The organism is Pseudonocardia sp. DSM 110487 (assembly GCF_019468565.1).
In the GTDB taxonomy this organism is placed as follows: Bacteria; Actinomycetota; Actinomycetes; order Mycobacteriales; family Pseudonocardiaceae; genus Pseudonocardia.
The window spans coordinates 1483538-1509591 of sequence record NZ_CP080521.1 but is presented as its reverse complement, the minus strand read 5'-3'; the positions used below and the strand labels follow the sequence as shown (position 1 = coordinate 1509591).

General features: G+C 71.5%; 1 protein-coding gene (cut by a window edge). It reads right to left on the bottom strand.

Features of this window, described 5'->3' with window-relative positions; translation table 11 throughout:
* Positions 1-26054, bottom strand: partial view of a M20/M25/M40 family metallo-hydrolase gene (locus K1T35_RS06935; RefSeq protein WP_220259333.1) — the 5' portion only. 24175 nt of this gene lie to the left of the window's left edge; only the first 26054 of its 50229 coding nucleotides appear in the window; its start codon is at positions 26052-26054; its stop codon lies beyond the left edge, outside the window.

Sequence of the window (26054 nt, the reverse complement as noted above, 5' to 3'; positions counted from 1 at the left end):
AACATGGCGACGACCGAGGCGGCCACCCCGAGTACGGACAGCAGTGTCGCCGTCCCGCCCGGCTCCATCACCGCGAGCATGCCGCCGAAGCCGATCCCGAAGCTCGCCGCGGCGGCGAGCCCGACCCGCGCCAGACCGGACTGCATCGGCAGGTCCCAACGCAGCTTGCGGGCCAGCCAGGAACGGGCCGACCGCCACCAGACCTCCTGGCTCCTTGCCAGTGCGGCATCGGCGTCTGCCAGCGCGTTCGCGGCGGCATCCTCGCGAGCAGCGATCTTCGTGACGAGCATGGTCAGGCCGACGCGGAACGACCCGGGCGCCACCGGCCCCGCCGGACCGGCCGGGTCGGTGGGAGCGAGCAGGTCGGCCAGCTCGGCGTCCAACGTCGGGCCGCTCCCCAAGGTGGGGCGCCCCGTGGGCGAGGCGATCCGGTTCACCCGGTCGACGTCGATGCCCAGCAGCGCCGCCACCTCCGTGTGTGACACGTTCGCATCCGGGAACCGGGCGAACAGCAACTGCAGCGCACGATCGAGCAGGTCGCTCGTCTCCGACAGAACATCGGTCCGGTGCCGCTCCGCGTCGGCTCGGCGCGCCGTGGCCTCGCTGAGCTTGTCGCCCGCGGCCCGCGGCGTGGCGCCACGCGTCACCCGCGCCCGCCCGGTCCCACGCCGCAGGACCAACACCGCCCCGACCAGAGCCAGGAACAGACCCCCACCCGCAACGACCAGCCACAGCCCGGTCCCGTCGGCGGGCGGGCCACGCGCGGGAGTCGACGACGGCGACGACGGGGACGGCTCCGAGGACGGCTCCGCCGACGCCGATGGCGCAGGCGACGGCCGAGCGGCCGGCGTCCCCGGCTGCTCACCCTTGCCCGGCTCCTGCGGCTGGCCGGGCCGGGACGGCTCGCCCCGCTCACCCGACGGAGCCGGCTGCGGCGACGGGTCCTGAACCGCCAGGACCTCCCCGGGATGAATCACGTGCGGGTTGCCGTCCAGCGCATCCGCGTTCCATCGGGCCAGGTCCTGCCATTCCACCCCGAGCCAGCGCGCGATCCCCGAGAGCGTGTCGCCCGGCCGCACCGTGATCGTCTCCACCGGGATGCGCAGCCGCTCGCCCTCATTGAGGTCGCCGAGGTCGGCGCCGGGCGGGAACCGCTGCTCGTTCGCCGCGACCAGCTCGTCCACGGTGACCCCGAGCCGGTCGGCGATCCCGGCGAGCGTGTCGCCCCACTGGACGACCCACTCCGGCCAGTCCGAGGCGACGCCACGCTCGCCCGGCTCCTGCACCAGGTCGCCCCTCCGCTGCTCGTCGACGACCACGGTCGACGACGCCGAACGCGCAGCCTCCTGCGCTACTGCCGATGCGCTCGACATCGACCCGATGTTCGGCCCGGCCCCCGTGGTCATCACCGCCGCAACCGACATATCGTGGCCGTCGGCGGTCCGGGTCAACATGACGTCCCGCTCCGGGATGATCGTGTTCTTCCCGTCCGTGCCCCGCTCGACGGCGACCGCCGACCCGTACTGCTCATCCACCAGCTCGTGGATCACGGAGCCCGCCGACCCGTGCGCCCCAACCGACGGGCTCGCCATCGCGGCCGGGGCAGCACTGACAGCCACGACGAACGCGATGACCACGGCCGCCAAGGCCTGCAGCCACGACGAGATCAGGCCCACAACACGCGTGGTGGGGCCGCGCACCGACCAACCACGCACCAGCGGACGCAACCAGCGCCACCCGGCTGCCTCGGAGCCGACCGCAGTGGTTTCCGGCGTATCCGCCACCGGACCTGACCCGACCGGACCCGACGGACCGGCGGAACCACGAGTCCCCACCGGGCCAGAGCCGCCAGAACCCTCCCCCCGATCCAGACCCGACGCCCTGAGGTAGGCCCGGACCGCCCGCGCACCTGCGGCGATCTGCCACTCGGCCCCATCGGCGGCCTGCCGAGAGGCTCGGTTGACACCGGCCAGCCGCTCCGGCGCCTGGCGGTCATCCGGAACACGGACGATGACCGGGCCGCCGGAAAGGCCGCCCTGCATCCAGTCCGTCCGAGCGAGGTCCAGGTCGGTGCTGCGTAGCGGTTCCGTCGAGGCATCGACCGACCGGTAGATCACCGCGCTGCCGATTCCGATCAGATGCTGCGCCCCCGTTGCGCGGCGGATCACCCGGTCACGATCACGCGCGATCGGAATCTTGATGTCGGGGAAGCCGAGCACGATCACCCGGGTGCCGCTCTCCGGCGCGTCCACGAACTCCAGCGGGGAAAAGTGGAGCTCGGCCAGCGCCGGATGCTCGATGCGGAACAACCCCATGTCGAGCTCGCGCGCTACCCGCATCACTTCGTCACGGCGCAGCCCGTGGCCGTCGCGCTCGCCGCTCCGTACCGCGCCGGTGGCGATGAGAGCCTCGGCAAGCGTGGACAGGTCAGGGCGCACGGGCACGGTGGCCGGAACGGCTATCACCCCGGCGGGCGTCTGTACATGGACGGTTCGCGCGGTGACCGTGAACCCGTGCTTCGGGCCGTACTCGGTCACATGCCGGTTGGTCAGCACATAACCGGTGTCGCCGTCGACCGCCACGAGCATGCCGGTTGCGATGGCTTCCGCCGGCCCGGTTTCCTCACTGGTCGCGTCCAGCACCACTCGCACGACACGGGCGGCGAAGGCCGGTAGCCGATCCCCCGACCCAGGCGCCAGCCACGCCGGGGGGAGCCCCGAACCAACCCGGGTGAACAGCTGCGGGTCACGATTCCCGGCCGCCCGCACGTGAACCAGCAGCAACGACACGACAGCAGCCACCGGCAAGGCGAGGAACTGCACAGCAGTGCCAAGCAAACCGGGAAGCGCCGACCCGACCACGGCCGTCGGAATCGCCGCGGCCGGCGCGGCGGTGGCGATCACCACCCCAACCGCCAACACCGCAGCGACGAACACCCGCCGGACCCATTTAGGCGGCGTCCGCGCCTGCACCGAACCCCACACACCACGCAACGCGGCCACCACCCACCGCGCCGCCACCAAGGCGACCAGGCCGACTGCCGCGACCACACCCAGCGCAACCACCACGGCGACGGCCACCTCCGGCCTCGCAAGCCACCCGGCCAGCGCCACGGCACCGGCGCCCGACCCAAGGGCCCCGGCCCAGCCCACATTCCACGCCGCCTCACCGCCGTGGGTCGTCCACTCACGACCGTCGAGGTGCGCGACCTCGTGCGCGACAACGGCCGCCAACTTTCCCGCGGCCCGCATCGCGGGCACCTTCTCCGCGATCAACGTGATCGTGCCTTCGCCGCGCTGGGCGGACGCCCACACCTTCCCAGCGGCGTCCCGGGCCTGCTCCCCCGTCAGGCGGGTCCGCCGCAGCTTCCACTCCAGCCGCGCCTTCCTCCAGACCCGCAACCGGGTCCCGTTACGCAGCAACTCGGCGGCCCTGATCAGCGCCGCGATCCGGGCCGCGCGCTCAACCTCGTCGGCGGACCGGTTCGAGTTCTCCTCCGCCTGCCTGATCTCGAAGAGCTGCTTCGCCAGCCACTTCACCGACCGACGGTGCAGGTGCACGCCACCCTGCATGACCCGCTCCGCTGCGGCGGCGGCCCCGGCGGATTCCATCCCGGCCGACCGCAGCTCGCGGGCCAGCCATGCGACCGCCCCGTTCCCCGCCGGGGGACCACGGGCAGACCGGCTCGCGGTGACCTCCGCCATCGCCCTGCGCTGTTCGGGACTCAGCTCCCCGGCAAGCAGTTCGGGAGTCGAACCCCGGTCGTGGACCAGATCTGCTCCATCGACCGTGACGCCCGGGAAGTCCCGATGCCGGATCATCGACGGCGGCGCATCGGGATCCAGGCCGAGGTGGTAGGTGGTCGGGGCGAGCCTCGCGAACGCCTTCAGCAGTAGGGCGAACGGCGCCACGTAGACCAACGCCCACAGCGCCGGACTTCCGGTCTCCACGATCCCGGCAGGTAGGTGGTGGATCAGCCACGACCACGGAGCGATCACGGCGTCGGGCAGGTAGGTCGGCAGCGCGAACCGGACCAGCGACGGCGGGAGGTGCTGGGCGAGTCGGCTCAGCACCTGCAGGACCTCGATGACGCCTACGGCCAGCGCCGTGAACCCGACGGCGCGAACGATCCACATCGTCAGCGAACTGCCCGGCCGGGTCGTGACCAGGACTACTAGCCCGCCCAGCAACAGCGTCGCGGCCGACCTCGCCGCAGCCCCGCCCGGCCCTCCAACCACCAAGGTGACCGTCAACGCGACCGCGGCGGCGAGCCGGGCCACCGTCGGTCCGCGCACCGACCGCCCACCCACCAGCGCACGGACCCCAACCACCACGCGAGCCGCAACCACTGCTGCGAGCGACAACCAGCCGCGCACCATCGGACGCAACCAACGCCACCCGACGGCGACCGAACCCAGCAGGTCCGCCAGAGCAACACCACGCAACGCCCGGACCTGCGTGTCGCTGAGACCATCCCCGAGAGGCCGGTCCAGCTCCGGGTTGTTCCGCGACATCGGCGCCTCACCGGGCCGCGCCGGGGCCAACAGCAAGCCCAGCCCCACCGCCACCGAGCCGCTGACGACGGCAATCGCTCCGACCAGCAGGACCGGCCCGGTCAGGAACACCGCCGTGGCGATCCCACCCGCGACCCCCGCCAGTAGCAGGATCAGACCGGCCGCCGCCCGGATGGTGATCTCCCCGGCCTCATCTCGCTCGCCGCGCACCGGCGCGCGATCTGTGGCTTCCGGTACCGGGAAACCGCCGGGGGCCTCCTTCTCCGAATCCTGAAGGTGGGAATCACCGGGGTCGGCGAGAACACCGCGTTCCGCGGAACGCCGACCACGGCCGGTGTGCAGAAGCGACAACGCCATCGAACGACTCTGCAGCCAGGCACGCACGAACCCGGCCAGCGCGGCCCAGCCCAGAACGCCGGCAACGGCGGTTGCCGCGGCGCGCTGCTGCACGGCCCGTAGCCGTTCCCGCAGATCGTCGACTCGTTCTTCGAGGGCCGGGTAGTCCGGAAGCACCGCGGCGCGCTTGACGTCGGCCTCCATGCGCTCCACCTGCGTGCCAATCCGCGACAGGTCACGCTGCTCGAGCACGTCGTTGCGCAGGTACGCCGCCTGCCTCCACGAATCGGAACGGCCAGCCGCATCCAGCATGTCGGCGATCCGCCCCGCCTCCTGCGCGATCTGGGTCGCCTCGGCGTCACCGGGGAATCGGGCAGCGTCGTCGCGCAGCCGCGCGAGGCCCGGGATCGGGTCGCCGTACGCCGCCGCCATGAGTTCGTGCGCCACCCGAACTCGACTGATGTCCGCCTGGATCCGGTTGAGGCGGGCGGTCATCGTCCGCCGCTGGCCCATCTCGTCCGCGGGCCAGTCCGGGTTGATCCACCTCTCGTCGAGGACCAGTGGCGCCGTACCGATCCCGGGCACCGCCGCACCGGGCGGCACCGTCCCGGGCACGGGCGCGCCCTCGCGAGCGAGCACGCCCGCGTCACCGGTGATGTCGACGATCCATTCCCGGTACGGAGCCACGCTCACCGACATCTGGTCCGACTTCGAGGCGCTGACCTGCTTGTATCCGCTCACCACGCCGATCTGCACCCGGTCGCCGTCGCCGGTCGTGGCCAGCACCGGGCCGCCGCTGTCACCGACCCGTACCGCACCGGTGACCGGCCGGACCACCAGACCTGGGCCGCCAATCACCGTGACACCCTTGATCTCGCCGACGTCGTCGGCATCGGCGTCCCCCACCGCCACCTTGAGCACGTCGGGCAGCACCGGCCGGTCCGCGACCGAACCCCAGCCGTAGGTGTCGACCCGCGCCCCGTACACGATGTGATCAGCCGCCACCGGGACGAATCCGACCATCGTGTCCCGGCCCGAGCGCACGGGAGCCGCCAGGTGGAGCAGGGCGATGTCCGCATCGGGTTGGACGTGCACCTCGTCCACATTGACCCAGCGCAGTCCGGCGACGCGGTGACTCCCGAACCCGACCGACACATCATCCCGGACATGTCGGTCGATCTCCACGACGTGCCGGGCGGTCAGCACCCACTCGTCGTCGATCAGCGAGCCGCTGCCGTTGAAGTCCCCGTCCAGCGCCACCTGCACGGCCCAGGGCGCCTCGGCCGCTGCGGACACCTCCCGCCCGTCCTCGATCGCCGCCGCGGGCCCACCGGCCACGACCCCACCGGCCACCAGCAACCCGGCCACCCCGAGCGCCACAAAGGTCCGGCGCAGCACCGGCGGCGCCCGCTCCCGCACCGCGTTCCACAGCCCCCGCAGCGCCGCAAGCACAGCGCCGAACAGCACCAGAACCCCCGCCGCTTCAAGCCCGCCGCCCAGCCACACCGCCGCGCCCCCGAGCAGACCGGCAGCAACCAACAACAACGTGCCGGCCGGCACCGCGCCCAGCTCGCCCGCCCGGCCCTGGTACCGCTCAGTGTCGGTCGGGAACTCGTACAGGTTGATCTCCCCGGCCTCCGCGGACCGCGCACCATTGTTCTCACCCTGCGTTGGTCTGCGCCTCTCATCGCCGCTGCTGCGCGGAGCCTGGGGCGGACCGTCAGGCCAGGTGGCACGCATAGCGGCCAATCGGTCGGGCTGCGCGTCGCCCAGGGCTTCCGTCGACGCCCAACCGGGCCGCAGCCCCGCAAACATATGTTTCTCATGGCGGCTCGTGCGGCGACCATCGACGCCGAGCGGGATCGAGCGCGGCGACTCCCGGATCTTCCGCACAGCCCAGACCCCGAGCAGCACGATCGATACGGCCCCGGCACCCAGCCCGACGAACGAGACACCCCCGGCCACACCCGCCACCGCGGCGAACGCGGGTTGGGCCGTCACCAGGAGTGATGTGAACAGGACGGCGGCGAACGCGACCACCCGCCATGCCACCTTCCCCAGCACGCGATACCGGCTCGGCCCCCCTTCACGGGCGGGCTGCAGCTGCGCGAGCCACTGATGCACCAGCGCCCGCACCACCGGCGGCGCCCGGGCCCACGCCATTCGTGCGGCGCCCACGAGCAGCCCGGCGACCGCCAGCCCCGCCATCGCGACCGCCGCGAGCACGATCTCCGGCCCGCCACCGGACAGTGCGATCAGGACCAGCACGGAACCGGCCGCGACCGTCGTGACCGCGACCTTGCTGCCCCCCGCCCCGGCCCAGCCGAACCACATCCAGGCGGCGGTGGCGGCCAGGGCGACGCCGACGGCCGTGACGCCCACGGCCGTGGGGACGACCGGCCAACCGAACAACAGCGCGGTCGCCGCCAGCGTGCCGACCGCGGTGAGCACGGTCGCGATCGCGGCGTTCACCGTCCTGCCTGCCGGGGTGAATCCGGGCCGGGTCAGCCCCCAGTGCAACAGCAGGGCAAAGGCGAGAACGCCAATGGTTGTGATCAGCACCGGGAGGTGATGGAGCAGGTATAGCGCCCCGTACATGCCGATGGTCGCCGCGGAGTACACGGAGTAGTCCTCGAGCGTGCGGTCGGACACCGTGTCCCTGATCTTGCCGACCAGGCGCGGGAGCCTGTAGTCGGAGAACTTGCCCGTGTACTTGTCGAACAGGTGCAGGAGCGCGTATCCGCCGAACCCGGTGAACGTCGCGAGCACCAGGGCGAACACGACCGGGTGAATAGTGACAATGCCGTCGAAGTCGGCGTGGACGGTGACGGCATAGATCATCAACCCGGTCGCCACCAGCGTGGCCCACGCACTCACCGTCGCGGCCCAGGCGTTGACCCGCTCCCACCACTTCTTCACCGCGTCCGGCACCGAGTGCCGGGAGGCGATCAGGGAACCAAGCACCGGGACCGCATAGACCGCGGTGGTGAGGACGGTGACCCAGAACAACCCGGCGATCAACTGGTTGGCGACCGGCGCCGCCGCGTTGAGCATGCCCTCGATGTGCAGGTTGAACCGAGCCACCAACGCGGTGACGATCAATGTCCACGCCACGCGCTTGACCCAGACGTTCTGCGACAGCTTCGGCATGAACGCCGTGAGCACGCCACTGACCAGGAACGCGACCATCAAGCTGATGTCGGGCAGAGGCCAGATCTTCGTGGCCACGATGCCGAGAACGAACATCGCCCAGACAACGAGGGTGGTCGCCGGGGCCGGAGTGACCGCGAGCCCGGCGAGCTTCTTCGCGGCGTCCCACAGCCGACCGGCCCACGCCCCGACCTCGTCGCGGATGGCGCCGAGCTCGAAGCGGAGGGCGCCGAGCTCGAAGCGGAGGGCGCCGAGCTCGAAGCGGAGGGCGCCGAACGTGTTCTTGACGAATGTCTTGATCCGCTTCCACAGCGGTGGACCACGCGACGTCGGCTCCTTGCCGGCGGCCGAGCCCTTCGCCGACGAGTCGGTGCGGCCCCTGTCGCCGGTGGACTGCGGAGCACCCTGGCCTGCGCCGGGAGCATCCGATTCCGGTGCTGCGCCGCCGGAACTGCCGGTGACCGGGCCGTCGTCGCCTGTCTCGTTCGGCGGTGACTCGCCCTGGTTGTGGCCGGATTTGCGGTCCGGGCTGTGGCTCGGGAGCGCCGGGGCCGGGGCGCCGTGGTTGCCGTCGCTCTCACGGCCGGGGCCACCCGGGATTGCTGCGACATCTTCGGCGGTGAGACCGGTGATCGCGGTGATCTCCTCGTCCGGCACCCTGGCCGCACGCGCCCGGCGCACCGGCTCCGCCAGCGCCGTCTGCCTCGCCGCCGCAATCCGACGAACCGCGGTGTCGGCCTCGGCGAGAGCCATCATCGCCCGGCCTACAGCCGTGCGGGCAGCGTCCAGGTCCGCTTGGGCTCCCCGGAACGACGCCTCCCACGGCATCCCGGCTGCCGCAATCGCGTGCAACAGCGCGTCCGTGGCCGCCGCGATCTCCATGTCGGTCGCCTGCCGGACCGCGCCATGAACGTGCCGGATGCCTGCGAATGCGAGGATCCGGTTGACCTGGTCCTCCGGTAGACGGTCCTCCAGGACGCCGCGAAGGTCCTCGGCCGGTACCCCGGCCAGGTACGCATCCCGCACGCCCGGAGCGATCGCCTCCGCGAACCTGTGGCTCAGGTAACCCTGCCGTGCCGCCTCGTAGGCCGCCTGCACGGCACCCTCGGCCGCGGCCACCGCCGCCTGGGCGGCCGCCAGGTCCTGCCGCGCCTGCTCCTGCGCTCGTAGCGCCGCTCCCAACGGCTCGACGAAGGCATCGGGCATCCCGTCCACGAACTCCACCGCGCGCCGCAGGTCGCGGGCGGCGGCACCCCGGATGCTGACGGCGATCTGCTCCCGGGACAGGCCGGTGATCTCGGCGATCCGGCCGTCACCGAGCCCGGCCAGGTGGGCCTGCCACACCGGCTGAGTCAACGCCTGCTGCTCACCCGCAACGATCCGGACCAGAGCCGCTTCGGCCGCCCGCAGCTCGGCCTTCGCCGCGAGGACGTCGCGGTTCGCCGCACCGAGATCCACGCCCCCGTGCTCGACCGCCTCGTTCCAGCGGGCTTCGGCGGCGGCCAGGTTCTGGGCGGCCGCTGCCTGCTGTTGCCTCGCGGCGTCGATCTCTGCGCGTACGCCGTCCACGGCGTCCTGCAGCATGGTCACCGGATCGGTGGCGCCCAGGATCCGCTGCATCTGCTCGGGGGTGAGGCCGGCTCGTTCGCGGCGCCCATCGCCGCGGTTGATCGCGGTGATGTCCTCGACCGGCACCCCGGCCGCGTGCGCCCGGTGAACCGGCTCGGTCAGCACCTCCTGGTGCAGCGCGGCCAATCGAACGGCAGCGTCGGTGGCTGCTGCGAGAGCGGCCTCGGTCTCGGTCACGGCCGCCTGCGCTGCTGTCAGCTTCCGCCGGGCCTCCTGATAGGGAGCCCGCACTTTCTTGTCCATCTTGTCGACCGCGGCCTTCAGCTTGGCGGCGGCCGCGGCGAGCTGCTCGTCGGTGGGTTGCGGGCCCGAGCTGTCGCCCTGCTCGATCCCGACGACGCGTGTGGTGACCTGATCCTTCGGCACGTCCGTGATCGCGGCGATGACATCGACCGACAGGCCAGCCCCGCGGGCCCGCCTCATGGCCAGAGTCAGCTTCTTCGCATCGGCGCCACTCTCGTAGAACTGCACCAACGCGTTGTGGGCGTCCTGCACCGCGACCTCAGCCGCCGACGCCGCCTCTCGGGCATCGTCCAGCTCGCGGCGTGCCTGCGCCTGCCGCTGCTGTGCGCTGTCGAGCGCGGCGTCCATCCATCGCACGGTGTTGCGCAGGTCTTCGACCGCGCCGTCCCGCACGATCGCCTCGACGTCCTCGCGGCGCAGGTCGGTGAGCTCGACGATCTGGTCGACGTCGAGCCCGACCCGGTGTGCCGACCACACGTGCTGTGCCAGCCGCGAGGGCTTGTCCCGGTCGATCTGTTCCAGCACCAGCTCGGTCAGCCGCAGTTCGATCTCGGCGCGGGTGACGTCGCGGTCCGCCGCGCCGATCACTGTCGCCAGACCGGCTGAGAACACACCGGGCTTCGGCGCTGTGGCGGGCTCCCCGCTGTCGAGGTAGCGGATCACGTCGGTGAACTCCACGCCGAGCGCGTCCGCCATCCACCTGACCGCGGCGCGCCACTCGGCTTCCGAACCGAACGTCTGCCCCTCGAAGTACCAGTGGACCGCGCTCCGGCGCAGGTTGTCACGGCGCTGCTTGGCCGCGACGAGGGTCTGGGCGGCCTCGTCCCGCCGCTTCTTCCAGGAAGTGACCGCGGCCTGTATCCGATCCACGGCCTTCCGCAGGTTCTCGACAGCCTTCACCTGCGGCGAACCCGCTGCCGCGGTGTCGCCGACTCCGGTCTCTCCGGCGCTCTCCTCGGTCGGGCCGGACCCGGTCGCGTCCGTGCCCCCGCCGTCGCGGTCGCTGCCGTCCTTGCCCTGGAACCAGTCGTGGATCTGCTGGATCAAGTTCTGGTCGGACTCGGTGCTCACGACCATGCTGACCTGGCCGATCGGCAACCCGGTGATCTCGGCGATCCGTTGCGCCGAGAGGCCGCCCGCGGCCGCGGCCCGCATCGCGGGTACCAGCCGCGTGAACCGGGTTTGGGGGGGCTCGGCGGTGGTGCCCTTCTCGTCAGCGGCGTCCTGCTCCGCGGAGTCCTGCGCCGCAGCCTGCTCGGTTTCCGCTTCGTCGACCCGCCGGACCGCGACAGCCAGCCTCATCTCCGCGACACGTTCATTGATCTGCTCGACGGTGAGGCCGGTGATTCCGGCGATCCGGTCCAGAGGCAGCGAGTCGGCGCCGTCGGTGGCGATGTACAAGGCCTGATTCAGCCGCCAGTGCGCAGCCACGGCGCTCGACTCGGTCCTGATGGCCTCCTGCTGCCGCGCCAGCCAGTCCAGCCGAGCAGCGAACGACGTGTCCGGCAGGTCCGTCGCAGACGAGTCGTCCGCGGCGGCCAGGAGGTCCAGGACGTCGAGCACGCCGATCCCGAGGGCGGTGGCCAGCTCGACGAGGCGCTCGAGCTCCCACCTCGCCAGCTCGTCCTTGACCTCCTCGGGGGTGAGGTCGGTGCCGCGGGTGGCGAGCTCGGCCTCCTTCTCCGCACGGGCGTCGTCCAGTGTCCGGCGCACCGCTCGGGCCTGCTGGTCCGCCGCCGCGTCCGCGGACTGCACGTCCGCGGTGGCCTCCTCCAACCTGAGCCGGGTGGTCACGTCGCCGGTGGCGTTCTGGGGCAGGGTGGCGAGCAGCGCCTCCAGCCGGGTCATCGCGTCGGTGACCCCGTCGCGCTGAACCTTCCCACCATCACCCTGTGCGTCCAGGCCCGCGAGGGCGAGGCTCTGCATCGGCACCGCGGCCTGCCCGGCTGCGTTCGCGGCGTCGCCAGCCGCACCCCAGGTCGTCGTGGCGGAGGCACCGATCGCCCGGATGCCGTCCACGAGCTCCAGCAGCGCCGCGACCGCGCCCGCGTAGTCGCCGTCGGCAATCCGCTGCTGGATGTCCGCGAGGGCTTCCGGCGTGACGCCGAGCTGCTCGGCGGTGCGCTCGTCAGCGGTATCGGGCGATTCAGCAGACTTGGCCCCGTCCGACGCTCGGCGGACCCGTGCCTGGTACCGGCTCTGTGCCTTGGCGAGGTCGTTCTCGGCCGCGTTCACCGCGGCGGCAGCGGCCGCGACCTCCCGGTTGGCCGCGGCCAGCTTGTCGCGGGCGGCTTCATGCTCGGCCGTGGAGGTGGCTTTGCGGAGCTCCTCCGCCGCCTCGGCAGCCTTGGCACCGGCCGCAGCGAGGTTCGACCGCCATGCCGCGGAGGTACGCGCCGCCGAGTGGACGTTGTCGGCGAGAGCGTGGATCACCGCGTCCTGTCCGGTTTCGCCCGTCTGCGCGGCGGGCATCTCCTCGGCGTCGCGGGTGATGGAGCGCTCGAACTCGCCCTTGCCGCGCAGTCCCGCGGACGCGTGTCGCCGGTTGGTTCGGCCCGCACGCTTGATGACCTTCTCGACGAGCTTGGGGGCGGCGTCGGGGGGCAACTCGTCCAGATCGCCGTACTTGTCGGTCAGACGCCTGCGTTCCTTCGCGGTGAGGTTGCCCCAGACCGTCTCGTCGTAGAGGTAGATCTCCATACCTGCCGAGCCCGGGTTGCCATTGCGCGCGGTGCGCCCGTAGTTCTGGCGGTTGCCGCGGGGCGAGATGTGCACGTCCGACACGGTGACCCGCACACCGCCGACCTCGTTCACTCTCTTCGCGGCCTTCACGTCGGTGGCGCGTGCCATGAGATTGGTCGCCACGGTCACCCTGCCCGGCATGCCGGCGGCTCTGACCACTGCTTCCTCGAGGGTGATGTGTTCGTCGAGCGCAGTCAGGATGGCGACGGGGAAGCCTTCTTCCTTCGCCAGCGCGTTTCGGAACTCGACCGCGTCGTTCGGGTTCTCGAAGTTGATCAGTTCGGCGCTGTCGGGGTTGTCCTTCATCCGCTGCGCCAGTTCGTGCGCACGCCGGCGGATGAAGGCGTCGCGTTGGACAAACACCCGGGCGGGCCGCTCGACCAGCTTCTGCGGCGCATTCCTGGGGATCTTCACGAACCCCATGCCGAAGTGCCTGGCGAACAGGCCCTTGACCTCCTCCGCGGTGCCCGTCATCCCCGCCGTCTCGTCGTACAGGCGCATGTACTCCGCGATCGTGGTGGAGCGCTTGGTTACCTGGTCCGCCGAGATCGGAAGGCCCTCCTTGGCCTCGACCGCCTGGTGCAGACCGCGGTCCCACTTCTGCCCGATCAGGGCCCGGCCCTTCAGGCTGTCGTGGATCAGGATCTGCAGGCCGTCGTCGGTCAGCCCGCCGTTTCCGCGCAGCGCGACGAACTGGCGACCCTTCCGGTTCGCCGTCGATCCCTCGGTGACCCGGCTGCGGATGTAGTCCTTGCCCCGGACGTGCCACATCGCGTCGAACGCGTTCTCCAGGTCGCGGACCTGCTGCTCGGTGAGCCCGTTCACGCCGCGGCGCCTGCTGATCTCGGCGCGTTGCTGCGGGGTGAGACGCGTCCGCTGATCACGCTTGACCGTGACGACGCCGTCCGCGACGAGCGTGGCGGCGTCGTCACGGGCCTGGTAGATCTCCTCGTCCCGAATGATCTTCCGCGACTCCGCGATGCGGATCGCGGTGCGGGCGTCGTCGATCAGGAGCTCGTCGGCCTCGTCGACCAACGCGAACACGTGCTTGGTCTGGACTCGCTGCCCCTTGGGCCGGTCCAGGTCATACAGGTAATCGAACTCGAACTCCTTCGCCTCACCGATCGTGATGTCAGCCTCGTACGCGGCCCGGCGGGCCTGCAGGTCCCTACCCGCACGCACGAGTCGGCCGCTCTCGTACACGAAGGCGTAGCCGTGGCGCAGGACGCCGACCGACATGCCCAGCACGCCGTAGACCGGCACGTACTCGGCGACCGCGTCCTTGGTGCCTTGGATATCCCGCAGCAGCAGGTGCACCCCGCCACCCCGGTTCTCCATGGACTTCCTGGCCATCGGCAGGACCCCGGTCTTCGTCTTGCCCTCGCCGGTCGCCATCTCGACGACCACCCGCCGCAGCGCCGGATGCCGCAGCGCGAACCGCAATGACCGCGGGTCGTCGAGCAACTGGGCTGCGGCGAGCTGAACGCCGTACATGTTGAACGACTTCCCCGTGTGCGGCTTCGTGCGCGACTCGTTCGCGAGCCGAAGCGCCTCATGGATCACCGCGAACGTCCCGGCGCGGGAGAGCCTGCCGTCGAGCGCCTTCTGCATCTGGGCTGCGAACTCTGTCTCGCCACCATCCCGGATCGCGTTGACCTGGTGCCAGAACTCATCACGCTGTCTGCGCGACACGAGCCGGCGCAGGAGCTTGTTCGTGTCCAGGTTGTGCTTGGCTTCGTCAACCCCCCAGACCAGCTCGAGCCGCCTCTGCTCGGCGTTCAACTCACTGCGACGAGTCTCGTTCTTCGCATTCTCGATCTGCTTGGGCAGCGCGGCCTCACGGTCGGCGCGGTCGGCGCGGCCCTCCTTGCGCTTCGCCACGAGCCGGGCCTTCTCGTCACGCAGCTCCTCGAGCCGGGTGGCGTCGGTGGTCCGCGAGATCTCCGCATCGAGGGCGGCCAGCGCCTTGTCCCGGTCCTCCTCCGCCTTCTTGAGTCGATCCTTCAGATCCTTCTTCGAAGGGACTTCGAACTTGCCCGCGTTCCGCCATGCGGGCTTCGCGTCACGAGCCGGGCGGAGGGGCCGGACCCACTGGGTGCCCTTCTTGTCCTTCGTGATCGACAGCAGCGGCTGCTCGCCGTGCTCGGTGAGCTCCCTGTTCCAGTCACGCACCGCGGCCGCGATCTGACTCTTCTTCTTTCCGGTGGACCGGGCGAGCTCCGCGAGCGTCACCGGGTCGTCGCCGCGTTCCTTGAAATAGCCGAGGGTGTCCTCGGCGAGCTTGTGCCGCGTCGGGTCGTCGGACCACATGGCGCTGCCCGGCCGGCCCGCCACCCGCTTGCCGTTGCCGTCATAGCCGAGCTCGACCCGCGGCAGGACGGCGCCGTCCCGGTGCTGCTTCGCGTCCTGCTCGAGGGCCGCGATCAGCTCCTTCTGCGTCACGCCGTGGGCGGCGGCCAGCTCCTCGAGCGACATCGGCTTGCCGGCGAGTTCGATGCGAGCATCGACCGCGTCGGCGAGGGCACGGACGGGATCCGTGCCGCCGAGCCGCTCGACCGCCGAGCTGCCGTTGCGGTCGGTGAGCAGCACCCGCGGGCCGTTGCCGTATCGGGCGCGCTCCACGACCTCGCGGTCCAGCGCGTCCCGGACCGCGCGCCGGCTGACGCCGAGCTTGCCCGCGAGCTCCGGAACCGTCCGCGCGGTGCCCGCCTCGATCTCCAGCACGATCCTTGCGGCGAGCTCTCGCTGCGTGGCCGCGCCCCGGGCCCAGCCGGCGGCCCGGTCGTTCAGGATCGCCTTCCGGGAGTTCTCGATGCCCCGCAGCCGCGCCTCGAGCACCGGGTCGGCAACGCCGTCCTTCCTGCGGAAGGCGAGCTTCTGCTCGACCTCGGCCATGTGCTCCTTGTAGGACTTGCCCGAACTTTCGTCCCACACGTGGTCGGTGAGCTGCTGCTTCACCGCGTCCACGCGCTTCTGGTAGGCGGCCTCGACGGCGTCATCGGGGGCCGTACGGAGCGCACCGGGGCTGTCCTCCGCCCAGGGGCGGAGGTTGCCCAGGTTTCGGTACGCGACACCCGCGTCTCGCGGACCACCAAGACCGTTCTCGCGAAGGTTGCGCCACCCTTCCCGACCACCGAAGGCAGCCTGGAGGACGGACCCCGCCGCCCCGAACACCCGGGAACCGAGACCGCCGTGCAGGAGCAGGGACCGGTTCGACTCCGCCATCCGGCCGAGCCGGGTCGCACCGGCGGCGAACGTGTCGGCGCTTGCGGCCAAAGGCCCGGCGGACGCGGCGCGTGCCGCATACGAGCGCTGCCGTGCCCAGATGCTCGCCGCCTGCAAGCCGTGCGCGACCGGGGCCGTGGCCACGTGGCCGACCGCGCCCAGGCTCCGGCCCACGACGAACCCCGCCGCCTTGAACGGCGCCATCGCCACGAACACCGGGACTTCCGCGACGGCGTGGATCGTGTCGAACGTGTCATGCCGTTGCCACGCCCGATCACGCGCCGTCTGCAACGCCCGTGCCTTGTTCAGGTTCGCCGCCGTGTGTGGCATCCCCTTCATGGCGTTCAGCTCCGCCTGGGAACGGAGCGCCGCGGACGCCGCGCCCCGTGCGGCACCGCGAGCGACCATGGACACCGGAGCCGCGACCACCATCAGCGGCATCGTGTCCTCGAGGAGCGTGAGCAGCGGACGCTCGCCGTAGTCCTTCTTCGGGTCGCCGTCGCCGAACCACCGGTTGTGGATGTTCGTCACGGGCGTGCGGATGAACGAGCCGGTGAGCGGGGCGACCCGGTTGTAGTAGTCGGTGTCCGATTCGCCGGGAAGCCGCTCGTCCGCGAAGGCAAGGTCCGGGTTGACCATCGACTGGCCGACCGGCCCCAGCACCAACGCGAGTCCGATGTCGTTCTCACCGATGTACCGGGCGTGCTTCTCGGGGTTGGCGATCATCGAGACGGCGCCCTCGACGCGATTCACCCCTTCGACGACACCCCCGCCGACGACGAGCCCCGGCAACGAGGCGGCACCCGCGCTGATCGTGGTCGCATCGCGGCCGAGCTTGACGAGAAGGTCCTGCTGCCGGAGCGCTGGCGAGGAGACCTCGCCCGTGTAGGCCTCGGGTGAACCGAGACGCTGGTTGTACGCGATCTCCGCCCCGGCGGCGAAGCTCTGCGAACTCTCGTTCAACGTCTCGAACCAGGTCAGCGGGTTCGAGAAGTTGTGGTTCCCGTCGACCATGTCGGCGAGCCGGTCCCGCTCGGACGCGGGCAGCACGGCTCCGGCCCCGCCCACGAGCCAGCGCTTCCTGGACTGCCGCAGCAGGCTGTCGCTGGAGAAGCCCCACTTGTCATAGGCGCCCACAAGCTGCTCGGCGGTCGATGGCGCGACGTCGAACGGGTCGTCGCTCCAGGTAGCGGCCTTGTGCACGAGGTCGTCCTGCGACAGGCCGGCCAGCGGGTTCGCCCCCTGGTCGATCAGATCGACCACATCGGCCACGAAACCCACCTGTGCGGGAACTGTGAGGCGCTGGGGCTTCTCGAAGATCCAGCCGTTGTCGAAGACGTGCTTCGCGCGCATCCCCAACGCCAGGTCGGCGGACCCGGTGGAGGGCAGGCGCATGTCACCGATGTTGACGTCGACCGAGTAGGTGTTGCCGTCGCTGTCCATGCCTTGACGCGTCTTCCCGGCCACCGGACGGTGCTGCGGCGCGTGGATCGCGGCCGTGTAGCCCTGGTCGACCACGCCCGTGAAGTCCAGGATCGTGTTCACCGCGTCCGTGTACTTGTTGACGGCCGTGGCCATCGCCTTCGCCCGCGCCTGCGCGCGGATCTGCTCCTTCTCGTCCTGCGGAAGATCGGCGCGGACCAAGACCTTCGACGGCTCCGGCCTGATCGAGCCCGGCCCGGGCAGCAGCGAGATCAGGTCGCCGGACGTTTCGACGTTCCGGCGCTCCTGCGCGACGTCCTCGATGTACGCGAAGTCGCCGGTCGCCTTCGCGACGGCCTCGTCGAGGTCGCGCAGGACGCTCCCGGCCGCCAGCCGGGCGTCGCGTGCGTCTGCCTGAGACTTGGCGTTCTCCAGGACGATCGCGGCGAACTCGCGAAGCTGCGCATCCGCACGGGCGTTCAGCGTGTCCGGGTCACCGGGTCCGCCCGCCTCGGAGGTCGCGATATCGGCGATCAGATCCTTCTCCTCGTCGAGGTAGGACTGGTAACGGTTCTGGTTCGCCTGCAGGTCGGCAGCGAGATCCGCGTCGATCTCCTCGTTCCGCGCCCGTTCGTCCGCCTGCGCGCCGAACAAGGCGGCCGCGACCGGGTCGGCCGGGGCGAGGACCGGAGTCTTCAGCCCGGCATAGGTGAGAGGGTCGGTGATGCGGGTGACATCGGCGGCCAGCCCGCTATCGGAGGCGAACTCCATCTCGGCGACGGTGTCGGTCGCGGTGTCCTGGGTGCCCCGGACCGCCTCCAGGTCGGCGAGGGCAGCCTCACCGCGGAGCATCCGGTCCCACAGCTTCGGGTTCGCCTTGATCGACTCGGTGAGCTCGTACATCTCCGCCGGAGAGCCACCGTCCTTCGTGATGTCCACGGCCAGTGCGTGGGCGTCAGCAGTGGCCTTCTCGCCCGGGCCGTCCAGCCACTGCTCGTACTCCATGCCGTTGAGGGGACGGAGCACGGCATCGCCGCGGTCACGCAACGTCTGCGAACCAGGACGATTCGGGTCGGTCGGCTTCGGCCCACCGATGAAGTCCAGAATGCTGGGTTCCTTGGTCTTCCGGTCAGGCTTGTGGCCGGGGCGGATCGGCCCCGGAGCCCAGTCCTCGTCGAAAAGCCCGAGCGCCGCCGTGACGTCCCGGGTGGGCTCGATCCACTTCGTACCCGTGCCCGAACCGTCGCATCCACCGTTCTCGCCCTGCTGGCACGACCAGCGGCCGCCGTTGCCGTCCTTCTCCGCGTACGTCAGCGCGCTCCGGCCGCCCTTGCCCCAGGTCGACACCCAGTTGCCGTACGCGTCGGTGGCCCGCGCCTCGGCGTCCCCGTCGATGAACACCACCGAGCCACCACCGGTGCCGTCCTCGTTCCTCAGGAACTGAACGAACTCGGCGACGATCTCGTCGCCCGCCTTGCCGAAGGGGCCGGGGGTGATGTCGGCGGCGACGAGGTCCTGGTGATCCGACTTGCCGTTCTTCCAGACGTCGTCGCCGGTGCAGCTGCCGCCCGCACGCACGGCGCAGGTGTTGATCCCACCGGCGCCCTTCTCCGTCGGCATGTAGTGCGTGCCGATGCAGTTGTCACAGTCCAGCGTGACACCGCCGGGACCTGTGACCTCGGCCGAGCCGTCGATGGAGATCTTGCCGCCCAGCCCGTCCCGGCCGGGGGTCACGACGCTGACCTTGCCGTTCGCGCCCACCCGCGGGCCCACGACACCCTCATCGCCGGACGCAGCGATGACCCCGTCCACCATGCTGGCGGTGACGCAGTCCTTCCCCGTACATGTGGCGATCGGCTTCTCCCCCGTGAAGTCGCCGATCAAGTCCCTGTGGAAGGGCGAGTCCGGGTCCGCCGTGAGGAAGGGGGAGTTCGTGTTCACCGAGGGGATGCCGGCCGACCACGAAGCGGTGCCGTCGTTCTTCTTCGGACCCTGACCGGTGACCACGTAGCCCTCGGCCAACCGGCCCCAGCCCGTCCCGTCCCACACGAACTTCCCGGAGTTGCCGTGGCCGTCGCGGCCGCGGTACGTGATCTCCGGGGCGGAGATGTTGAAGTCATCCCGGCCGAAGGTGCCCTTCGGCTTGCCGGGGATCTGGATCTCCCTCCCAATGATCCGGATCGAGCCCTCACCGTCCGGGAGGCCGGTGCGCAGCGGCGTCAGATTGCCGTTCGCGTCCGCTACCGCAAACGGGGAGCCGTGGCGGTCGGTGAGCCGGAAGGTGTTGGTGGTGTCCTCGTGGACAACACCCATCTCGATCCGCTCACCGGTCCGACCGTTGATCACGTATCCGTCGCCGCGGACCCACGCCTGGCCGTTGCCCTCCCCGTCACGGCTGATCCCCGCGTACGACCCGCTCGCAGCCACGTCCCCCTCGGCGGAGACGGTCCTGAAGGTCTCGTTCTCGGGACGTCTCGGGTCGTAGGAGGCGCGCGCGCCGCCCTTCCCGATGGCCCTGAAGGGGGTCCCGACTTTGCCGGTCTGGATCGTCGAGTCGGCGGCCTGCTGGCCCTTCTCCGGGACCCGCAAGCCCGGCACGGCGTCGGCGGGGACCTTCTCGTCCGCTCCCACGAACCGGGTCTCCTCCTGCGCGGGCGAGTACCCGCCACAGACCCCGGGGAGGCACTCCCCTCGGGTCTGCTCGGTCAACGCCCAGCCGGCCTCGACGCCTTCCCGCTCCTTGCCCATATCGCGGATCGGGGCCTTCTTGCCGCCGGACGTCTTGTCTGCATCGAGCGCGGCCTGCTCGCTGAGGGATATGCCGACGTTCACGTAGGTCGCGTTGCCCGCGATCACCGAGAGGTTCGCGCAGTCGCCGAAGCAGCCGACGTCGGAGCCGTTCTGATAGACGCCGCAACCATCCCCGGTGGTGCCGGAGCAGGTGCCGTTCTTGTACTGGCTCCACTCCCGGTACGGGGCCTCCCACGTCGCAGAGACATCCCACTGTGCGGTGAACTCGACGTACGCCTCGTAGTCCTTGTCGCAGTGCGCCGGGTTGGAGCAGCCCACCTGGGCATTTGCCGTGCGATCGCCTGCCTGCGCGTCGGCGAACACCCATCCGGCGCTCTCGCCCATCGCGCCACCGCCCTCGTCGTGCGCGTAGGCCGACGCCCACGAACCTGACGGGTGCGACGCGTAGTCCGACGCCGTTACCTCCCAGTGGTGGCTGCACGACGCTCCCGGGTTCCCCTCGCACGACGCACCTGCCTGCGCGACCCCGTCGACGTTCTGGGCCGACGTGCCGACCTGCACGAAGCCCTCACCGGAGGTCAGACTGTCGAACCCGACGGCGTCCGCGACTGCGCCGGGCGCACTCGAGTGACTCTCGGCCCGGTAGCGGCACCCCGCACCCCTGCTGCCGGCGCACGACGCCGCCGCGGTTGCCTGGGTCGGGTCGGTCTCCGCGAACGCGTTCGTGCCGCACCACCCCGAGCCGGTGCCGCTGCGCTCGCCGCAGCGGGCACCCGCCGACGCCTCGTTGCCCCAGGTGGCACTGTCCGCCTCGCTCGCGGCCGCGTAGACGTAGCGGCAGTCAGCGCGTGCGCCGCCCTTGCAGGACGCGGCGGCCTGGGCCTGGCCGTCCGCGGTCGTCCGCGCCGACGCGCTGGTGGCGCACCGCCCCGACCCCGTGCCGGTGCCGCGGCAGACGCCGAACGCCGACGCCGTGGCGCCCGGGTCGATACTCCTGGCCTTCGTCCGGGCGCCGTAGCGACACGTCGCGCCCTTCCCGCCGCGGCACGACGCCACCGCCTGCACACTCTCGCCGGAGCGGGCGACCTGGATGGTGGTGGCGCAACCACCGACCTTCCCAGCCCGGCAGGTCGCGAGCGCCTTACCTCGCAGCCCCTCGCCCGTCGCCGGCCCGACGGTCTTCGTGCGGCACTTCACGCCCTGGCAGGTCGCGTTGACCTGGGCGGCGTCCTTCGCGGTGTACCCGCCCGTCCCGGACGCGCAGGCCCCGAAGGCGCCACACCGCGAGGTGGCCACGCCGCGCACCGCGCCGTCGGCGGAGCCCATGGCGCGGGTCTTCGACCAGGTCCGGGTGGCGCAGCCGCGCTTAGTCCCGTTGCCGCACACCGCGCTGACCGATGCGTTCGTGGTGGCGAACCGGCTCGCGTCTTCCGTCTTCGTCTTCTCGGTCCGGCCCGCCTGCACCGACGACGCGGCGGTCAGCTGCGCCTGGCAGCCGGTCCCGGCCTTGCACAACGCGAGCCCACGAGCCTGGCTGTGGCTGCGCCGCCCGTCCGGCCCGCCCACGGCGCCGGAGGATCCGGTCAGCTTCCCGACACAGCGACCCTCGGCGCAGTCGAGCCCCACCGTCGCGGATGCGGACCCGCTACGCGGGGTACCTCCACGAGGCCGGTCGTCGTCGGCGGTCTCCACGTACGTCGCCGCGGTGATCCCCACCTGGCAACCTGCCGTGCCCGCGCAGCGGGCGAACCCGCGCGCGCCGCTCCGGATATGGCGGGCCTCCGGCCCGTGCTCCACCTTCGGCGCGCCCTTGACCCATCCCTTGCAGGTCGCGTCCGGGCAGTCGACCTGGGAGCTGGACTGCCCGCTCCCGAGCGACCGGTGCTCGCCCGCGCTCGAGTAGCGCGAGAACATCGCGCTGGAGTTGCTGGCGACGGCGCACCCGTCCGCAGCGGCCCGGCAACGCGCGCCCGTCGGGCTGTCGCCGACCGTGCCGGAGGTTCCGGCGTCGCCCCAGGCGACACAGCCCGGGCCGGAGCACTCCGCGGTGCCCGTGGCCTCGGCCATCGCGGCGGTGGCGCCCCTGACCGGCGTCTTGGCGAGCTCGGCCGCGTCGCGCGCCGCCTCACGGGCGCTGCGGGCCGCGGCCTTCGCCTTCTTCGCGGCCTTCTCCTGCTTCGCGGTCGCGCCCTTCCGGGCCGCGATCTTCGCCTTCTTCGCGGCGGCCTTGCGCGCCTCGACGGCATCCGCGGCGGCCTGCTCGGCCGCGGCCTCCAGCTGCTCGGTGACGACGTCGGCCAGGCGGACCGGCTTCGCCGCCTCGCGGGCCGCCTCGCGCGCCGCCTTTCGGAGCTCGCGTGCAGCGGCCTGCGCCCGCTTCGCTGCCTTCTTCTGCTTCGCGGTCGCGCCGTCCTGGGCCGCGACCTGTGCCGCCTTCCTGGCGGCCTTCCGTGCCTGGGTGGCCTGCTCGGCCAGTTGTCCTGCTGTCTCGTCCCGTTGCTCCGCGATCATGTCGGCCACGACCTGGCCCGACCCGGCGACGGAGCCCGCCTGCGCAACGCAGTCGCTGCGACCGGTCTTGCACCCCTGGGTGTCGCTCAACGGGGCCGGAGGACCGCGCGCACCGTGCCCGTCGTTGCCGGCGGTGGGGCCGTCCGTGGCCCATGCCGAGGTGTTCACCTGGCCGGAGCAGCGAGTGCTTCCCGTGCAGTCCAGGGCCGCGTCGGCCATCGTCCAGCTCGACGCACCCGGCACGGTCGGACCACCCGAGTTCGCCGACGAACCCGGCGCCGACGGGGCCGGCGGCGTCCCCGGCTGCTGCGGGCCGCCCTGCTCACCCGCCGGGGTCTGCTCCCCGGTGGTGCCCTCGGTGATCGTGGCGTTCTCGGTGGAACGCTGCTGCATCAGCGGGGCGATCACGTTCGCGTCCGGGCCGGTCGACGAACCCGAGTTCGTGACGGCCACGCACTCCCCACCGCGCACGCCCTTGCAGCTGCCGGTGGAGTACGAGCCCCGCGACTTCTCCGAGACCGACGGGTCGATCGCCGACGCCCCACTGCGCACCGTGCCCGTGCACACCCGCTCGCCCTCACAGGACATCGCCGCACCCGAAGCGGACGCCGCCGACGGACCGACCGGCAGCCGCTTGGTGTTGACCTCGGCCGGGTCGGCCGCGAGCTCCAAGGACGCCCCCCGACCCGACGACGCGGTCGACACCGAGCGGGCCTCGCAGCCGCCCGACACCCCCGTGCACGACGCCGGATCTCCCTGCGACGTGCGCGGCTTGCCGCCGTTCACCGCGCCGTCCCACGCGCTGCTGCTGGTGCTCACCGATCCGGTGCAGCGGGTGCCGGCGTCGCACCGCAGGTAGCCCTCCGACGAGGACGTCGACGACGGTCCGGTCCGCGGCTGCCGGGCCAGCGGCTTACCCGTCCGCGGGTCGAGCACCACGTGGTCAGCGGCGCTCGACGACGCCGAGGTCGCCTGCCCGCCGCAGTCCCCGCCCGAGACCGTGCACTCGAGGTCGGCCGAGGTACCCCGGCCGTGCGGCGTCACTCCCGTGTCCCGAGCCGACGTACCCGCGTAGCCGGCCACCCGGCAGCTGCTGTCGCCACCGTCGCAGTCGACCGACACACCGGCCTCCGACACACTCACCGGCCCGGACACCGCCGCCAGGCCCGCTTTCCGCGCCTCAGCAGGGTCGCGGTCCTCCACGACGGTCTTCGCGGTGGTCGCGCACTCCGCCCCGGCCCCAGCCGCGTCGCAGGAGGACTTCCCGGCGCTGCCACGGACACCGCGCACGTCGCCCGAGGCCGCGCCGCGGGTCGTGCTCTTCGCGGAGCCGACGCACGACTCCCGCTCGCACTCGAGCTGCGTGTCCGACGTGCTGGCCGCCGACAGCCGCACCGTCGGCACCATCGCCCCCCGGGGGCCGGTCGGACGCATTTGCACCGTGCGGTCGACCTCAGAGCCGGAGCCCACCTCGCAGCCGCCGTCCGTGACCTTGCAGGTGGTCCGGTCGCCCGCCTTGCGCACCGCGTCCGGGTCCACGCCGTGCACCGAACCGGCCGTCCGCGTGACGGCGCTGCCGACGCACTCGACGCGCTCGCAATCGAAGTCGACCTCGGCGCGGCCGCCGGCGTCGCTCCCGTTGCTGTCCGAGGTGCTGGTGGCCTGGCAACCGCTGGCCGACACCGTGCAGAGCGCACCCGCCTCCGCCGCGGAACCCGGCTTGCCGAGCTCCTGCACATCGTTGGACGTCGCCGCGGCCCACCGCTTCAGGGCCTCCGGGCTCACCCACACGTTGCGGCCTGCGTCGGTCAAGGTCGCCGCGCGGCCCGTGCAGTCGACGCCGCCGCAGTCGATGTCGGCAACCGCCTCGACGCCCTCTCCGTCCTCGCGCGCTACCTCCGTGGCCGTGCCACAGCCGTCAGCCGCGGTGCAGACCGCCCGTGCGGAACCGCCCTGCTCGCCCGCACCCCGCGGCCCGTTGCCGACACCGAAGGCATCCTTATCGAGGTCGTTGCTGCGGCTGTAGCAGCGCCCCGCCTCGGTCTCACAGCCGGACTCGGCCGCGTACCGGTCGGCGCTCGAGTCGACCTCGCACAGGCCGGTGCAGCTCGCGACCGTCCGTGTCCGCTCGTCGGGTGCGGCGCCCCGGAACGGCCCTGCCGAGCGGGTTGTGCACTTGCCGCCGCCGGACCGGCACTCCGCGTCGCCGCCATCCGGCGTGGCGATGCTGTACTGGACGCAGCCGCGGACCTTGCCCTCGCACCGCGCCGCCGCCACGGTCTTCGTGCCGCCCGCGCCCCGGCCGGTCGCGTCGCTCGCACAGCCGCGGTCCGCGCCCGTCAGGTCGCAGGAGGCCGACGACTTCATCTTGCCCGCGCTCGTGGTCACACCACAGCCGCCGGACAGCCCGGACACGGCCATGCACCGGTCGACGTGCTGCTTCCCGTTCGCCGTCTCGACGACCGAGCCGCACTCGACGAACGCGCCGTCCACACCGCAGCCGCTGGTGGCGCCGCGGCCGTCCAGATCGTCGCCGAGATCCACGTCCGTGTCTCGGTCGGTGAGCTCCATCAGCGCGTCCGTCGCGGTGTAGACCTTGGTGCGCAACTTCTCGTACGCCGCCTGGTGCTTCCGGTACGCCTGGCGAGTCATCGTGCCCCCGGCGACCATGCGCTCCTCCGCCGCGAGCCGCTTCTCGGCCGCGGCAAGGCGCTGCTGCCCCTCGACCACCCCGTGGACCTGACGACGCTGTTCCGCGGAGACGTCGTTCCGCTCGGACACCAGCTTCTGCCGCACAGCCCGATGCTCAGCAACCTGCTTGCGGTACTGCCGCTTCGTGATCTCGCCGTCGGCGAACGCCCGCTTCGCGTCGCGAATCTCCTCCTTGCTCTTCTCGAAGGCAATCCGCTGCCGGAAGAGCTCCTCCGACTCCTCCGCAACGCCGCCGTTCTCGTCCTTCTCCTGCGCGAGCCTGCCGGCCGACTTCCGCTGGCCCTCGGCAGCCTTCTTGCGCTCGACGTCGTCTGTCGTCCGCTCGACCTTGTCGCCCTTTTTACGCCCGGCCTTCTCAGGCTTCTCGGCCTTCTTGTCCGAGGCCTTCTTCCCCGAGGGCTTCTTCTCGGAGGGCTTCTTCTCGGAGGGCTTCTTCTCGGAGGGCTTCTTCTTCTCCGAGGGCTCCTTTTTCTCCGAGGGCTCCTTCTTCTTCTCGGAAGGCTTCTTCTTCTCGGAGGGCTCCTTCTTCTTCTCGGAGGGCTTCTTCTTCTCCGAGGGCTCCTTCTTCTCGGAGCCCTTCTTGTCCGAGCTCTTCTTGTCCGAGCCCTTCTTCTCCGAGCCCTTCTTCTCCGAGCCCTTCTTCTTCTCGGCCTGCGGACGCATGAGGGAGTTGCTGACGCCTCCCTTCAGCACTCCCGCTGAAACCGCCATCGCCGGAGCCGCTGCAGCAGAGGCGGGAGCGGCGAGGAACGCCGACCCGATCCACAGCACCACTACGGCGCCGGCCAAGGTGAGCGTCCACCGCAGCACCAGCAGCAT